This is a genomic window from Paraburkholderia graminis, from assembly GCF_003330785.1.
GTDB classification, from domain to species: domain Bacteria; phylum Pseudomonadota; class Gammaproteobacteria; order Burkholderiales; family Burkholderiaceae; genus Paraburkholderia; species Paraburkholderia graminis.
In genome coordinates this window covers 2891934-2907238 of record NZ_CP024935.1, presented here as the reverse complement: position 1 = coordinate 2907238, position 15305 = coordinate 2891934, and the positions used below count along the sequence as shown (strand labels likewise).

General features: G+C 62.8%; 12 protein-coding genes. 2 read left to right on the top strand and 10 right to left on the bottom strand.

Going from position 1 to position 15305, the window contains the following annotated elements; all coding sequences use genetic code 11:
- Positions 1–329: 329 nt before the first annotated feature.
- Positions 330–1304: a Tim44 domain-containing protein gene (locus tag CUJ91_RS31120; RefSeq protein WP_107710478.1), complete on the bottom strand. Its 975-nt coding sequence runs from the start codon at positions 1302–1304 to the stop codon at positions 330–332.
- A 233-nt stretch (positions 1305–1537) separates the two neighbouring features.
- Here CUJ91_RS31120 and nhaR point away from each other — a divergent pair, with 233 nt between their 5' ends.
- The gene (nhaR, locus tag CUJ91_RS31115; protein ID WP_006047663.1) at positions 1538–2434 is read left to right on the top strand and encodes a transcriptional activator NhaR; all 897 of its coding nucleotides are present in this window, start codon (positions 1538–1540) and stop codon (positions 2432–2434) included.
- Between the two features lie 569 nt (positions 2435–3003).
- Here the strand turns inward: nhaR and rpoD are convergent.
- From rpoD to CUJ91_RS31090, 5 genes are all read right to left on the bottom strand, one after another.
- Positions 3004–5427 carry an RNA polymerase sigma factor RpoD gene (gene rpoD, locus CUJ91_RS31110; protein WP_107710477.1) on the bottom strand — a complete coding sequence of 808 codons (2424 nt, stop codon included), beginning with the start codon at positions 5425–5427 and terminating at the stop codon, positions 3004–3006.
- A gap of 91 nt (positions 5428–5518) precedes the next feature.
- Positions 5519–7393, bottom strand: a complete 1875-nt coding sequence (gene dnaG, locus CUJ91_RS31105; RefSeq protein WP_107710476.1) for a DNA primase — start codon at positions 7391–7393, stop codon at positions 5519–5521.
- A 102-nt stretch (positions 7394–7495) separates the two neighbouring features.
- Entirely contained in the window at positions 7496–7942 is a 447-nt protein-coding gene (locus CUJ91_RS31100) for a GatB/YqeY domain-containing protein (protein ID WP_006047659.1), read from the bottom strand.
- Between the two features lie 259 nt (positions 7943–8201).
- Positions 8202–8414, bottom strand: a complete 213-nt coding sequence (gene rpsU, locus CUJ91_RS31095; RefSeq protein WP_006047658.1) for a 30S ribosomal protein S21 — start codon at positions 8412–8414, stop codon at positions 8202–8204.
- 68 nt (positions 8415–8482) lie between these two features.
- Positions 8483–9700, bottom strand: a complete 1218-nt coding sequence (locus CUJ91_RS31090; RefSeq protein ID WP_107710475.1) for a BaiN/RdsA family NAD(P)/FAD-dependent oxidoreductase — start codon at positions 9698–9700, stop codon at positions 8483–8485.
- 112 nt (positions 9701–9812) lie between these two features.
- Between CUJ91_RS31090 and tsaD the strand changes: the two genes are divergently transcribed.
- Positions 9813–10841 carry a tRNA (adenosine(37)-N6)-threonylcarbamoyltransferase complex transferase subunit TsaD gene (gene tsaD / locus CUJ91_RS31085; RefSeq protein ID WP_029971448.1) on the top strand — a complete coding sequence of 343 codons (1029 nt, stop codon included), beginning with the start codon at positions 9813–9815 and terminating at the stop codon, positions 10839–10841.
- Between the two features lie 110 nt (positions 10842–10951).
- On the opposite strand, the gene folE2 is transcribed toward tsaD, so the two are convergent.
- From folE2 to CUJ91_RS31065, 4 genes are all read right to left on the bottom strand, one after another.
- Positions 10952–11758 carry a GTP cyclohydrolase FolE2 gene (gene folE2, locus CUJ91_RS31080; RefSeq protein ID WP_053859668.1) on the bottom strand — a complete coding sequence of 269 codons (807 nt, stop codon included), beginning with the start codon at positions 11756–11758 and terminating at the stop codon, positions 10952–10954.
- Positions 11759–12072: 314 nt separating this feature from the next.
- Positions 12073–13980, bottom strand: a complete 1908-nt coding sequence (gene dxs, locus CUJ91_RS31075) for a 1-deoxy-D-xylulose-5-phosphate synthase (protein WP_114157935.1) — start codon at positions 13978–13980, stop codon at positions 12073–12075.
- 84 nt (positions 13981–14064) lie between these two features.
- Positions 14065–14946: a polyprenyl synthetase family protein gene (locus CUJ91_RS31070; RefSeq protein WP_053859669.1), complete on the bottom strand. Its 882-nt coding sequence runs from the start codon at positions 14944–14946 to the stop codon at positions 14065–14067.
- Positions 14943–15251, bottom strand: coding sequence for an exodeoxyribonuclease VII small subunit (locus CUJ91_RS31065; RefSeq protein WP_006047652.1), 309 nt, complete (start codon positions 15249–15251; stop codon positions 14943–14945). The genes CUJ91_RS31070 and CUJ91_RS31065 overlap by 4 nt, the downstream gene beginning before the upstream one ends.
- Positions 15252–15305: the final 54 nt, after the last annotated feature.

Below are 15305 nucleotides of genomic sequence, written 5' to 3'. Positions count from 1 at the left end.
CCTCTGCGTGGCGCGACGCGGGGGCGCGTCTTTCGGTGCCGACGTTAACTTAGCCGGTAACCGGGTGCGTGTCTCGTCGTTGAGGCGGCGAAAACCGCACGCAGAAAATGTTTTTACGGCCGGAGGAAAGAGGTTGTGCCGTGGGGACCGCTGCCGACGATGCCGCGGCAGATGCGGTCCGCCGACAACGGTGTATTAGGAGAGGCGCGCATGTAGCGCATAGATTGACGTTGTTCTTTTTTTGACGAGGGCGCGCACCAAAAGATGCACGCCCTCTCGCACACACGCCCGACCGATTGCATCCGGTCAGGCGTAGTTCCTTCGCTCGCTTAACGATCCAGTTGCTGAATGCCCGCGAGTCGCCACGTATCTCCGGTATGCGCGCTTCGGACAATATTCCAGACCTCCTGGAACGGTTGCGCGGTCGGTGCATCGTCCTCACGCATCTGGCCGTAGAAGCGCACGCTGACGAACGTTTCGTTTGCCGTACTTTCGACACCGAGCACTTCCGCATCGAGTTGCGGCACCTCCGTACGGCTCGGCTGGCTGCCGCGGCCCTCCAGATCGCGCTTGAGCTGCGCGAACATCTCAGGCGTGGTCAGCTCGAACAGGTCGCCCTGCTCGTTGGCGTCCCATGCACGTTGAAGACGCATGAACATGGTTTTCGCCGACGTCACCAGTTCAGCCTGATCGAGCCCGAGCGGCTGCGACGGCGCGCTGAATGCGCCCGTTGCAGCGACCGGATTCGTCGCGGCGCGCTGCGTGCCGAAAAAATTCGTATCGGGCCGCGCCTGGCCGTTCTGGTTCGGGTGCTGGAACGGCGAACCGTTGCCCTGCGACCGGCTCGCGGCGCCCTGTCCATAAGCCAGATCCGGACGACGACGATTAGCGATAAAGCGGAACAGCATCACGCCGGCCATCACGACGAGGCCGATCAGCAGCATGTTCGACAGCATTTGCGCGAGCCCCGCGCCCAGTCCGAGCGACGACAGCAACGCGGCGATGCCGAAGCCGGCGGCGAGACCGGCCAGCGGACCGAGCCAACGGTTGCGCGCGGGCGCCGCGGCCGGCGCCTGCGCGGCCTGCTGCGCCGGCTGAGCCTGCTGGCTTCGTTGCGCCGGAGCGGACGGCGACGCCATCTGCGACTGGCGTCCGATGCTTTGACTGCCGCCGACGCGCTTCGCTTCGGCGTCGTTGGCCGCCAGCGCGCCGAGCGCCAGCACGGCCGCGAGACCGAGCGTCGCGGTGCCGCGCGTCACCTTACTGGCGACACGGCGGAACTGATTGATGGCTTGCGTATGCATATAAACCTCTCTTGATGAACCGGGGCGCCCGCCTCGCGCGTCGTCTTCACACGCGACTAGCTTACGGACGGTAATTTTCTTCGGTCGCCATGTTTGCCGCTGGTCTGCCGGCAATTTGCAACGTACGACCTGCGAGCCTTCAATCTAGCCGAAGTCCAGACGACGGAAAATTCGTATTTTTATTGCTGATCATTCGTAAAAACCGTAACGTTGCTGAATCGACGGAGGAACGCGTGAACTTCAAGCATCTGTATTACTTCTGGGTCGCGGCGCACGCGGGCGGGATCGTGCGCGCGGGCGAGCAACTGCATGTCACGCCGCAAACGCTGAGCGGTCAGATCAAGCTCCTCGAAGAAGCGCTGGATAAGAAGCTGTTCAGAAAGAGCGGACGCACGCTCGAACTCACCGACGCGGGACGGCTCGCGCTCGACTATGCGGACGAAATTTTTTCACTGGGTTCGGAACTGGAAAGCGCGGTGCGCCGCGAGAAAGAGGTCGGCACGCAATCGCGGTTTCGTGTCGGCATCGCGGACTCGGTGCCGAAGGCGATCGCCTACCGGCTGCTGGAACCCGCGCTGAGCGCGCCGGTGTCGCTGCGTGTGATCTGTCACGAGGGCAAGCTGCATGCGTTGCTCGCGCAACTGGCCGTGCACCGGCTCGATCTGATCATTGCCGATGCGCCCATTCCCGCCGACGTCAACATCAAGGCGTTCAATCACCGGCTCGGCCGTTCGACGTTAAGCTGCTTTGGCGCCGAGTCGCTGCTGCAGGGCGTTCGCAAACGCTTCCCGCTGTCGCTCGGTCAGTTGCCGCTGCTGCTGCCCGGCACGGAGTCGGCGGTGCGCCGCAAGCTGGATCATTGGCTCGCGTCGCGCGCGATTTCACCGCGGATCGTCGGCGAATTCGATGACGGCGCGATGGCCCTCGCGTTCGGCCGCGAAGGACGCGGTCTGCTGTTCGCGCCGACCGTGCTCGAGGCGCAGTTGCAGGCGGAACACAAACTGACCACGGTCGGCCAGATCAATACGATCGTCGAGGAATTCTTCGCGATCTCGATTGAGCGCCGCATCAGTCATCCGGCTGTCGCGATGATCATCGACGCCGCGCGCAGCGAACTGTTCAATGCGTAGACGGCAACGCGCAGGCACGCACCAAGAAAAAAGCCACTCGCGATGAGTGGCTTTCGAAATGTTTGGTGGGCCTCCCGTGAGTCGAACACGGCACCAACGGATTATGCTAACCAGCTACGGCTTTCGCCGCCCCTTTCGGGTTTGTGGTCTGGACTGTCTCTTGTCTTTACGACCTGCCCGTTCAGTCTCTACACGTTCTCTCAAAGAGAGCTTCGCTCGGGATTGCCACGCTGCGAGCAGCAGAGGTTTCCCCGAATTTGAGCAGTTCTACCAGGGGGCAGAGCTAACTTACCCCAAGGCAACCCATTCACGACTCACCATGCCAAGCTGCATGGTTTAGGTGAGCCTTTGCTAAGTCCGCTGCTCTAACCAGGCATGAGCTAGAGGCCCTGAGAACTCGGGATTTTACCGTATCGGATGCAAACAACGAAGGGCTTCGCGTGCGGCCCGCCTTCTGACTGGCCGACTACATGAAAAAGGGCTTCCGCAACCGCTTCGCTTTTGCGAAACGACCGGGAAGCCCCTTCAACATCATGTGCCGCTAACGACGCTTCAGACCATCGCGCCGATCAGTTGCCTTCAAGGAACGACTTCAGCTTGTCGGACCGGCTCGGGTGACGCAGCTTGCGCAGCGCCTTCGCCTCGATCTGACGAATCCGCTCACGCGTGACGTCGAACTGCTTGCCGACTTCCTCGAGCGTGTGGTCAGTGCTCATCTCGATACCGAAACGCATGCGCAACACCTTGGCTTCACGCGGCGTCAGCGAGTCGAGCACGTCTTTCACGACATCGCGCATGCTTGCATGCAACGCGGCGTCTGCGGGCGCGACCGTGTTCGTGTCTTCGATGAAGTCGCCAAGATGCGAATCGTCGTCGTCACCGATCGGCGTTTCCATGGAGATCGGCTCTTTCGCGATCTTCATGATCTTGCGGATCTTGTCTTCCGGCATTTCCATCTTCTCGGCCAGCGTTGCCGGGTCCGGCTCGAGACCGGTTTCCTGCAAGATCTGACGCGAGATGCGGTTCATCTTGTTGATCGTCTCGATCATGTGAACCGGAATGCGGATGGTGCGCGCCTGGTCCGCGATCGAACGCGTAATGGCCTGGCGAATCCACCACGTTGCATACGTGGAGAACTTGTAGCCACGACGATATTCGAACTTGTCCACCGCCTTCATCAAGCCGATGTTGCCTTCCTGAATCAGATCGAGGAACTGCAGACCGCGGTTCGTGTACTTCTTCGCAATCGAAATCACGAGACGCAAATTCGCCTCGGTCATTTCGCGCTTCGCCTGACGCGCCTTCAGTTCGCCGGCCGCCATCTGACGGTTGGTTTCCTTCAGGTCCTTCAGCGGCAACACGACACGCGCCTGCAAATCCAGCAGACGTTGTTGCTGCTCGCGAATGGCCGGAATGTTCCGCGTGAGGATCGCGCTATACGGATGCCCTTCGCTGACGATCTTGTCGGCCCATTCGAGATCCGTTTCGCTACCCGGGAAACGCGCGATAAATTCGGCGCGCGGCATGCCGCACTTGTCGACGACGGTGTGCAGAATCTGACGCTCGACCTGACGCACTTCATCCACTTGCGCGCGCAACGTATCGCACAGACGCTCGACGGTACGCGCGGTGAAGCGGATCGTCATCAGCTCGTTCTGGATGGTTTCCTGCGCCTTCAGATAGGACTTGGACTTGTAGCCTTCCTTCTCGAACGCGCGACGCATCTTGTCGAACCATTCGCTGATGAGGGCAAATTTTTCGAGCGACGCACGCTTGAGCGCTTCCATTTGCGCTGCGTTGGCCGTGGCCTGCGCGGTGCCGTCGTCTTCTTCCTCGTCCTCTTCGTCCTCTTCCTCTTCTTCCTCTTCTTCGCTCTCGATGGCTTCCGCTTCCTGCACCGAGAAGCCGTCCGCGTCTTCCGCGTCGGCGTCGATCAGGCCGTCGACCAGTTCGTCGATGCGGATTTCCTCATTCGCGACGCGCTCGGCCATGGCCAGAATGTCGGCGATCGTGGTCGGGCACGCGGAGATGGCCATCACCATGTGCTTCAGGCCGTCTTCGATCCGCTTCGCAATCTCGATTTCGCCTTCACGCGTGAGCAGCTCGACCGTGCCCATTTCGCGCATGTACATGCGGACGGGGTCGGTCGTGCGGCCGAATTCGGAGTCGACGGTGGAGAGCGCGACTTCGGCTTCCTCTTCCACTTCGTCGTCCGACGAAGCGGCCGGAGCGTTGTCGTTCAGCAGCAGCGTTTCGGCATCGGGCGCCTGCTCGTAGACAGCCACGCCCATGTCGTTAAACGTGCTGATGATGCCTTCGATCGCCTCGGTCTCGGTGAAGTTGTCCGGCAGGTGATCGTTGATTTCAGCGTATGTGAGGAAGCCGCGCTCCTTGCCGAGCTTGATCAGCGCGCGGAGTTTCGAACGACGCTCTTCCAGTTCCTCGACCGTGCCGGGCTGCGACGACGAAAACGCGTCTTTCAGCAGCGCCTTTTCTTTCGCACGGCGGTCGCGAGCCTTGGCCTTTTCCACTTTGCCGGGAGCGGCCACAGGGGTTTCTTCGCTTTGGGTTGCGTCGTCATCGACGGGTACTTCATTCAGCTTTTTCGTCATGGAGTTCGCCGTACCGGCTGTAGTCTCGACTCGCGGCTGGTGGACAACAGCCGGTTGAACCGTGGATACTGGAGTCTCGCGCACTGCCGCATCGTCCTGCGCGACAGCCGCTTCCCTTGCGCTTCTGACACCCGGCCGCCTCGCAGCCGGAGGCGGTACGGCTTGCGCCGTCTTCGTGACCGCCGTTGCCACTCCTTTTGCCTTGCCTGCCGGCTCCGCTTGCGCGGGCGAAGTGGTCGATGATTTTCTCCTGGCAGCCGGTGTCACGCTGGCAGCAGACACCTTCCGGGTAGAAGAAACCAACTTGGCCGAGGCGACCTTTGCGGTCTGCTCCGTGGAGCGTGGGCCTGTTTTGCTCTTTCCACCTGTAGTCTTTGCCATCGCATCGCCTTTTCGCCTTTGCTAGGAAAACCCTTGAAAAACAAACCGCTGGAAACCTTTTATTATACCACTCAGGCTTCTGCGGCTCCGCCTACAAGCCGAGCTGGCGCTTCATGTCAGCTCGCTTACGATTAAGCTCCGCGAGTTCCGCGAACTCCTCCGGCGTGTGCCGGGATTGCCGCGAAAGCTGCTCGAGACGATCGCAATAAGCGTCGTAACGCATCTTCAGAATCGCCGCTTTCAACTCCTCTCCGACGATCCGTTCCTGCTCGCGCCGCTCCTCGATGACGGTCGCATCTTCCGGGTCCTTCAGCAACAAATCCCGGACATTTTCATCATAGTCCAGAATTTTGCGAAAGATTTCCTCGAAAGTTGGGGCGTTTGCACCGTTTCGCAATAGGTCGGAGAGCAACTGGAACTCCGCCGAATCGCCGAGTGCGCGCGCGTGCGTCGTCACTTCCTCGAATAGCTCGCCGTGCCGCGTGACGGTCAGCAACGCCTGTTCGGCCTCTTCATCGAGCACCGCGACCGTGCGCGGATACATCACAAGATTGCGCAGCGTCTTTTCCTCGATGCCCGTCACGCTGCGCCGGTCCTTGCGAGCCGGCGCGAGGCGCGCGGCCGCCGCGATGCGCGAATCGACCTCGCAGAGCGCGGCCACCTCGTCGAACGGCACGTCGAGCCGGTCGGCGAACATATGCATGATCTGCGCGCGCAACGCATTGGCCGGCAGCGCCTGCAACAGCGGCTTCGCGTCGAACAGCGCGCGCGCCCGGCCTTCGGGCTGATCCAGTTCCTTGCCGGCGAGCACTTCGTTCAGCATGAACTGCGACAGCGGCATCGCACGCTCGACCTGCTCGGCGAACGCCTCGGTGCCGAATTCGCGCACGTAGCTGTCCGGGTCGTGCTCCGCAGGCAGAAACAGGAAGCGGATGGTCCGGTTGTCCGCCGCATGCGGCAAGCAGGCGTCCAGCGCGCGACGCGCGGCGCGCCGCCCAGCCGAATCGCCGTCGAAACTGAAAATGACCGTGTCGGTCTGGCGCATCAGCTTCTGCACATGGACCGGCGTGCAAGCCGTGCCGAGCGTGGCGACCGCGTTCTGGAACCCCAATTGAGCCAGCGCGACCACGTCCATATAGCCTTCGACGACCAGCACGTAGCCCTGTTCCCGAATCGCGAGACGCGCCTCGAAGAGGCCGTATAACTCGCTGCCTTTGTTAAATAGCGGCGTTTCCGGAGAATTCAAATATTTCGGCTCACCGCCGTCCAGCACGCGGCCGCCGAAGCCGATCACCTGTCCCTTCACATTGCGTATCGGGAACATGATCCGCTCGCGAAAGCGGTCGTAGCGCCGGTTCTGACCCTGTGCGTCCGATTTTTCGCTGACGATCACGAGACCCGATTCGACCAGCGAGTCATCGCGATAGTTCGGAAACGCGGCTTCGAGGTTCTGCCAGCCGTCCGGCGCGTAGCCGAGGCCAAAGCGCGCGGCGATCTCGCCGGTCAGGCCGCGCTTCTTCAGATATTGGATCGCGACCGGCGCGCCGCGCAGTTGCTTGCGGTAGTAATCGCAGGCGGTCTGCATGACGTCGGAAAGCGCGGTGGTGACTGCTTTGGAAGCGGCCGGCGAATAGCCGCCGCCCGAGCCGCCTGCGCCTCCGTAGCCGGGCGAAGGCTCGTTCGGCACTGTCAGGCCGACGGATTGCGCAAGTTCGTTGACGGCTTCGGGAAACGAGGCGCCGACGTGTTCCATCAGGAAACCGATCGCCGTGCCGTGGGCGCCGCAGCCGAAGCAGTGATAGAACTGCTTCGTCGGACTAACGGTGAACGACGGGCTTTTCTCGTTGTGAAACGGGCAAAGCCCCATGAAGTTCGCGCCGCCCTTCTTCAACTGCACGTACCGGCCCACCACGTCGACGATATCGACGCGGTTGAGCAGATCCTGCAGGAATGACGGAGGAATCAAGGTAGATGACGCTGCCTGAATGACTGCCTGAAACACCCGATGCGGCGCGCGCCACGCTCAACCGCGGGCACGCGAACCACACACACAGCCCGCGCTTTCGCCTTACTTCGCGAGCGCGGCTTTGACCTGAGCCGATACGGCGGTCATGTCGGCACGGCCCGCGAGCTTCGGCTTGAGCACGCCCATTACCTTGCCCATGTCCTGCGGACCGGCGGCACCGGTTTGCGCGACGGCGGCCTGCACCTCGGCGACGATTTCCGCCTCGGACATCTGCTCGGGCATGTATGCCGAAAGAATGGCCAACTCCGCCTTTTCCTTGTCGGCGAGATCCGTGCGGCCCGCGCCTTCGAACTGGCTGATCGAGTCCTTGCGCTGCTTGATCATCTTGTCGATGACAGCGGTCACCGCGGCGTCGTCCAGCGTCACACGCTCGTCGACTTCGCGTTGCTTGATCGCGGCGAGCAGCAGCCGGATCGTGCCAAGACGCTCGGTCTCACGTGCCCGCATGGCGGTTTTCATATCGTCGTTGATCCGGTCTTTGAGGCTCATCACTCACCTGAATGCGTTGAAAATTGAGAACCGGCCGCGTCGGACATACGCACAAGCACGCACAAGCACGCATAAGCAGCGCATGAACACAAACGCCCGCTTGGGACTGCTTCCTCAAGCGGGTTGACGCAATTGTGCGTAGTGGATGCGACCCTGCTGGCTGGTCCGAAGAGACCGTGTTTTCCGTGACGGCACTGGTTGCGCCGTCACCGGTTCGTTGTCGTTGTTCCGTTGGACTGCAACAGCGGCAACACCAGAATCAGTAGAACTTCTTTGGCAGCATCTGGCTGCGCAGACGCTTGAAATGACGCTTCACCGCGGCGGCCTTCTTGCGTTTGCGCTCAGCCGTAGGCTTTTCGTAAAACTCGCGCGCCCGCAGTTCCGTCAGCAACCCGCTTTTCTCCATGGTGCGCTTGAAACGGCGCATGGCGACTTCAAACGGCTCGTTGTCTTTTACGCGGATGGTCGTCATTTTTCAATAACGGAACTTTGTAAAGGTTCAGGAGTATAGCAGAGCTTTTACACAAAGCCACTGCGCCGTCAAGCCCCCCGAGCGTACTCCGCGGCAGCCTGGCCGGCCGCCACGCCCGACGCCCAGGCCCACTGAAAATTGTAGCCGCCGAGCCAGCCGGTGACGTCCACCGCCTCGCCGATGAAGTACAGGCCCGGCGCGCGGGCGCTCATCATCGTCGTCGACGAAAGGTCGCGGGTGTCGACGCCGCCGCGCGTCACTTCGGCCTTGCGGTAGCCTTCGGTGCCGTTGGGCGTGAGCGTCCAGCGCGACAGCGCCTCGCCGATGCGCCGTAGCGCCTTGTCCGGCAGATCGGCCACGCGCGCTTCGGCGGGAATCTGATGGGTGTCGAGCCACACGTGGGCGAGCCGCTGCGGCACCCATTCCGACAACAGATTCGCGATCTGGCGGCGGGTCCCGGTCTTCGCTTCGAGCAACGCGGCAGCCGCATCCTGGTTCGGCAGCAGATCGATGTGGATCGGCTCGCCCGGCTGCCAGTAGCTCGAAATCTGCAGCACGCCAGGGCCGGAAAGCCCGCGGTGCGTGAGCAGCAAATCCTCTTCGAATTCGGCGCCCGTCTTCTTGTTCCCCGTCGCGATCCGCACTTCCAGCGAGACGCCCGACAGCGCCGAAAACGGCTCCCAGTCGGCGGCGGCAAAAGTCAGCGGAACGAGCGCGGGGCGCGTATCGATCAGCTTGTGGCCGAATTGCTTCGCCAGACGATAAGCGAAATCCGTGGCGCCGATTTTCGGAATCGACAGCCCGCCCGTCGCGACGACGAGCGCGCGCGCCGCAATCGGACCCGCATTCGTGTCCAGCGTGAAGCGGCCTTCGGCGTCCTGCCTCACATGTTCGACCGCAAGCGGCGTACGCCAGGCGACATGCCCCGCGTCGCACTCGCTTTTGAGCACGTTGATGACCGCGTCGCTCGACTCGTTGCAGAACAACTGGCCCTTGTGCTTTTCATGCCACGTCACGTGATGGCGCTTGAGCAACGCCATGAAATCGCGCGGCGTGTAGCGTGCGAGCGCGGAGCGGCAAAAATGCGGATTCGCCGACAGATAATTGGCCGGGCCCGCGTACAGATTCGTGAAGTTGCAGCGGCCGCCGCCCGAGATGCGGATTTTTTCCGCGAGACGCTGCGAGTGATCGATCAGCACGACACGCCGGCCCAGTTGCCCGGCCACGGCCGCGCACATCATGCCGGCCGCGCCCGCGCCGATCACTGCGATATCGAAGGATTCCATGGGGCCGCATTGTACCTGCGGGCCGGCGGCGGCTTGCCCGCGCTGCTATACTTTCAGGCTTACTTCTCTGCGTTGCGGACGCTCTCAAGCGTCCGTTTCAGCCCCACCAGACATGCTCGTTCTCGGCATCGAAAGCTCCTGCGACGAAACCGGCCTCGCGCTCTACGACACCGAGCGCGGCCTGCTCGCGCATGCGCTGCATTCGCAGATCGCGATGCATCGCGAGTATGGCGGCGTGGTGCCTGAACTCGCGTCGCGCGATCATATCCGGCGTGCGCTGCCCTTGCTCGAAGAGGTGATGGAGCGCGCGGGCGCGGCACGCGGCGACATCGACGCGATCGCCTACACGCAAGGGCCGGGGCTCGCGGGCGCGCTGCTGGTGGGCGCGAGCGTCGCCAATTCGCTGGCGATGGCGTGGGACAAGCCGACCATCGGCATTCATCATCTGGAAGGGCATTTGCTGTCGCCGCTGCTCGTCGACGAACCGCCGCCGTTTCCGTTTGTCGCATTGCTGGTGTCGGGCGGCCATACACAGTTGATGCGCGTGACCGACGTGGGCGTGTACGAAACCCTTGGCGAGACGCTCGACGACGCCGCCGGCGAAGCCTTCGACAAAACCGCCAAGTTGCTTGGCCTAGGCTATCCGGGCGGCCCGGAAGTCTCGCGCATGGCCGAATTCGGCACGCCGGGCGCGGTCGTGCTGCCTCGTCCGATGCTGCATTCCGGCGACCTTGACTTCAGTTTCAGCGGTCTGAAAACGGCTGTGCTCACGCACGCGAAAAAGCTCGGCGGCGCGAACATCTGCGAGCAGGCGAAAGCGGACCTGGCGCGCGGTTTCGTCGACGCAGCCGTCGATGTGCTGGCAACCAAGTCGATCGCCGCGCTCAAGCGCACGAAGTTAAACCGCCTCGTCGTGGCGGGCGGCGTGGGCGCGAACCGGCAGTTGCGCGAAGCGCTCTCGGCGGCGGCGCAAAAGCGCAACTTCTATGTGCATTACCCGGACTTGTCGCTGTGCACGGACAACGGTGCAATGATCGCGCTCGCCGGTGCGTTGCGGCTGCAGCGCTGGCCGGATCAGTCGGGCAAGGACTACGCGTTTACCGTGAAGCCGCGCTGGGATTTGAGCTCGCTCGCGCGCTGAACGTGAGTCAGATTTTCACGTAGCGCCCGACGCATCCCGTGTAAATGCCGACAAAAAAGCCGCTTCAGCAAGCGGCTTTTCATTCAGTCATTGCCGGCTATCAGTCGGCGTTAAACCACTCGCTTATCGCGCTCGATCACCGCATACGCGCTGTGATTGTGGATCGACTCAAAGTTCTCGGCCTCGAGCACATAAGCGACGATCCGCTCGTCCGCGTTCAGACGTTGCGCGACGTCGCGCACCAGGTCTTCGACGAACTTCGGGTTCTCGTACGCGCGCTCAGTGACGAACTTCTCGTCCGGGCGCTTGAGCAAGCCCCACAGTTCGCACGATGCTTCTTCTTCGGCGATACGGATCAGGTCTTCCACCGCGACCTCGCCTGCCAGTTCCGCGTTGATCGTGACGTGCGAGCGCTGGTTGTGCGCGCCGTACTGCGAGATCTTCTTCGAGCACGGGCAGAGGCTTGTGACCGGCACCAACACTTTCAGGAACAGACGCGTTTCGCCATTACGCGTCTCGCCGGTCAGCGTGACTTCGTAATCAAGCAGGCTTTGCACGCCCGACACCGGCGCGGTCTTGTTCACGAAGTAAGGAAACGACACCTCGATGCGGCCCGCCTCGGCCTCGAGCTTTTGGAGCATCGCGGCAAGCATCGTGCGGAACGTCGCCGGTTCGAGTGGCGCCTTGTTCTCCTCGAGCAACGCGACGAAGCGCGACATGTGCGTGCCCTTCTGATCGGCGGGCAAATGGACGTCGAGGTTCCAGGTGCCGACCGTCGGCTGCGCGTCACCGCTTTGTGTACGCACCGTCAACGGATGGCGCACCGCCTTGACGCCAACCCGCTGAATCGGAATCTGGCGGGTATCCGGCGTGCTTTGCACGTCGGGCATCACAAAGGCGGGATTCATCTGATTCATGTTCTTGTCCTTTCAGGAAGACGCTGACTCGCCACCCTGTGTTCAACTTCGCAGAAAATCTCCGCTCCTTGAAGGAAGTCTTCGTGGATGGAGAGTCGCCCCTTTGAGGCGTTCGCGAAGCGACAGGTCTGGGAGTCGTCAGCGGCCGCGCGAAGCAAAAACCGCAACGGCAAACGCCGGCCCCTGCCGGCGTTCGATGATGGGCACACGCCCATCGACTCAAGTTAGAGATGGCGCATCGTGACGGCCGGCGCGTTGATCGAGCGGCTAGCCTGACTGGTCAACAGATGCGATCGACCAGCTTAAGCCTCCGCTCAAGCAACCCGCTTAACCGACGATTGCGCGCCGACCGCGCCGCTCGACAGGAAGCGTTCGCGAATCGACTTCGCGATGCCCGCGGCGTCCAGTCCGCATGCGGCGAGCAGCTTGCCCGGATCGCCATGATCGATGAAGCGGTCGGGAAGGCCCAATTGTAGTACCGGACGCATAACCCCACTCTCGAGCAGGGCTTCGACGCACGCCGAGCCCGCGCCGCCCATTACGCAGCCCTCTTCGACTGTGACGATGGCGTCGTGCGTTTCCGCCAGTTGACGCACGAGGTCTGCGTCGAGCGGCTTCACGAAACGCATGTTCGCCACCGTGGCGTCGAGTTGTTCGGCAGCCGCGAGCGACGGCGCGACCATCGTGCCGAACGCGAGGATCGCAATGCGCTTGCCCGCCGGTTGCGAGGTTTCGCGACGCACTTCGCCCTTGCCGACCGGGAGCGCGGCCATCTGCTTGACCGTCGCCACGCCGGTGCCGGCGCCGCGCGGATAGCGAACCGCCGTCGGGCACGACTGCTGCAGCGCCGTGTACAGCATCTGGCGGCTTTCGTTTTCGTCCGACGGAACCATCACCATCATGTTCGGAATGCAGCGCATGAACGCGAGGTCGTAGGCGCCCGCGTGCGTCGCACCGTCCGCGCCGACCAGACCCGCACGGTCGATGGCGAACACCACCGGCAGATTCTGCAGCGCGACGTCGTGGATCAACTGGTCGTAAGCGCGCTGCAGGAACGTCGAGTAGATCGCGACGACCGGCTTCATGCCGTCGGCGGCGAGGCCACCGGCGAACGTGACCGCGTGCTGCTCGGCGATGCCGACGTCGAAATAGCGGTCCGGGAAGCGCTTCTCGAACTCGACCATGCCCGAGCCTTCGCGCATGGCCGGCGTGATGCCGACGACGCGCGCGTCGAGTTCAGCGGCGTCGCACAGCCATTCGCCGAACACCTGCGTGTAGGTTTTCTTCGACGGCGCGGAGGCCGGCTTGATGCCCTCGGCCGGATTGAACTTGCCGGGGCCGTGGTACAGCACCGGATCGGCCTCGGCCAGCTTGTAGCCCTGGCCCTTCTTCGTCACCACGTGCAGGAATTGCGGACCGCGCAGTTCCTTGATGTTTTGCAGCGTGGGGATCAGCGAATCGAGATCATGGCCGTCGATCGGGCCGATGTAGTTAAAGCCGAATTCCTCGAACAGCGTAGCCGGCACGATCATGCCCTTCGCGTGCTCTTCGAGCTTGCGCGCCAGATCGAGCATGGGCGGAGCGACGCGCAGTACGCGCTCGACGCCCGCGCGCGCCGCAGCGTAGAAGCGTCCGGACATGAGCCGCGCCAGATGGCGATTGAGCGCGCCGACCGGTGGCGAAATCGACATGTCGTTGTCGTTCAGGATCACGAGCAGCGGCACGTCGTCTTCAACGCCCGCGTTGTTCATGGCTTCGAACGCCATGCCCGCCGTCATGGCGCCGTCGCCGATCACGGCGATGCCCATGCGGTTGTCGCCCTGCAGCTTGCTCGCGATAGCCATGCCGAGCGCCGCGGAAATCGACGTGCTCGAATGCGCGGTGCCGAACGTGTCGTACTCGGATTCGTCGCGCTTCGGGAAGCCGGAGATGCCGCCCAACTGGCGCAGCGTGTGCATCCGTTCGCGGCGGCCCGTCAGGATCTTGTGCGGATACGTCTGATGGCCGACGTCCCACACGATGCGGTCGTGCGGTGTGTCGAACACATAGTGCAGAGCAATGGTCAACTCGACCGTGCCGAGGTTGGACGAGAGATGGCCGCCCGTCTGCGACACGCTGTCGAGCACAAAAGCGCGCAACTCGTCGGCAAGCGGTTGCAATTGGCGGCGATCGAGGCGGCGCAGGGCGGCCGGGTCGTCGATGGTTTTCAGCAAGTCGTACATCGTCGTTCCATTGTAGGAAAACTTACGCGCCCGCACTTCATACACGCACCTTGTGGGACGGTGCGCGGCGGCGGGCTTTCGCGTTCAGCTAACCCGGTTCACCACCAGGTCGGCCAATTCGGCAAGACGCTGCGCGCGTGCGCCGAACGGCGCCAGCGCGGCGTGCGCGTCGCTGCGCAACTGCGCGGCGAGCGAACGCGATGCGTCGAGCCCAATAATCGACACGTAGGTCGGCTTGCCGTCCTTCGCGTCCTTGCCTGCTGTCTTGCCGAGCGTCGCGGAATCGGTCGTGACGTCGAGAATATCGTCGACGACCTGAAACGCGAGACCGACCGCGGCCGAATAAGCGTCGAGCGAACGCATCGCGTTTGCGTCGGGCGCCTCGCCGGCCAGCGCGCCCATGCGCACCGCGGCGCGCAGCAACGCGCCGGTCTTCATGCGGTGCATGGTTTCGAGCTGCGCGCGCGTCAGCGTATGACCGACGCTCGCGAGGTCGATGGCTTGACCGCCGCACATGCCGATCGAACCGCTCGCCAGAGCCAGTTCGCGCACGAGCGCCGCCTGTTGCTGCGGCGCCAGCACATCGGACGTCAACGAAACGAACGCCTGCGATTGCAGCGCGTCGCCAACCAGCAGTGCCGTGGCTTCGTCATATTTGACGTGTACCGTGGGCTTGCCGCGACGCAGTGCGTCGTCGTCCATGCAGGGCATGTCATCGTGCACGAGCGAATACACGTGGATCATTTCAAGCGCCGCTGCCGCCGCATCGAGACACTCGGCGCGCGCGCCGGTGAGTTCGCCCGCTGCATGGCACAGCAACGGGCGGACCCGCTTGCCGCCGCCGAGCACCGCGTAGCGCATCGCTTCGTGAAGCTTTGCAGGCTCCGTTGTTTCAGCCGGCAAGTAGTGTTCGAGTGCCGCTTCGACGCGCTCGAGCACCGAGCGAGTCCATTGTTCGAATGTCATAGGTCGTCCCCGCTTTCAGTAGCGGCTGTTCCTGCTGTATTCACGGGCAGTGGCTTGAGCGTCTCGCCGTCGAGCACCCGCACCTGCTGCTCGACCTTCTCGAGCTGCTGCTGGCAAAACGCCACCAGAGCCGCGCCGCGCCGATACGCGGACAGCGACTCTTCGAGGCTCAGATTGCCGCTTTCCATGCGTGCAACGAGGCCCTCCAGCTCCGCCTGCGCCGCCTCGTAATTCTCGGGCAGCGGCGTGTTGTCGACGCCCTCGGCTGGCGCGGCAGCGGTATCGTTCGACGCGGTCTTCGCCATGAATAGTCGCAAAAATTAAAACAAGTCGGACATTCTACGGCAAAAGCGATAAAT

What these genes read in the sequence shown, in the direction of transcription:
- CUJ91_RS31100 (WP_006047659.1), bottom strand. Translation starts at nt 7,942, where the DNA reads ATGAGCCTCAAAGACCGGATCAACGACGATATGAAAACCGCCATGCGG.
- CUJ91_RS31090 (WP_107710475.1), bottom strand. Translation starts at nt 9,700, where the DNA reads ATGGAATCCTTCGATATCGCAGTGATCGGCGCGGGCGCGGCCGGCATG.
- rpsU (WP_006047658.1), bottom strand. Translation starts at nt 8,414, where the DNA reads ATGACGACCATCCGCGTAAAAGACAACGAGCCGTTTGAAGTCGCCATG.
- CUJ91_RS31065 (WP_006047652.1), bottom strand. Translation starts at nt 15,251, where the DNA reads ATGGCGAAGACCGCGTCGAACGATACCGCTGCCGCGCCAGCCGAGGGC.
- folE2 (WP_053859668.1), bottom strand. Translation starts at nt 11,758, where the DNA reads ATGAATCAGATGAATCCCGCCTTTGTGATGCCCGACGTGCAAAGCACG.
- tsaD (WP_029971448.1), top strand. Translation starts at nt 9,813, where the DNA reads ATGCTCGTTCTCGGCATCGAAAGCTCCTGCGACGAAACCGGCCTCGCG.
- CUJ91_RS31120 (WP_107710478.1), bottom strand. Translation starts at nt 1,304, where the DNA reads ATGCATACGCAAGCCATCAATCAGTTCCGCCGTGTCGCCAGTAAGGTG.
- CUJ91_RS31070 (WP_053859669.1), bottom strand. Translation starts at nt 14,946, where the DNA reads ATGACATTCGAACAATGGACTCGCTCGGTGCTCGAGCGCGTCGAAGCG.
- rpoD (WP_107710477.1), bottom strand. Translation starts at nt 5,427, where the DNA reads ATGGCAAAGACTACAGGTGGAAAGAGCAAAACAGGCCCACGCTCCACG.
- dxs (WP_114157935.1), bottom strand. Translation starts at nt 13,980, where the DNA reads ATGTACGACTTGCTGAAAACCATCGACGACCCGGCCGCCCTGCGCCGC.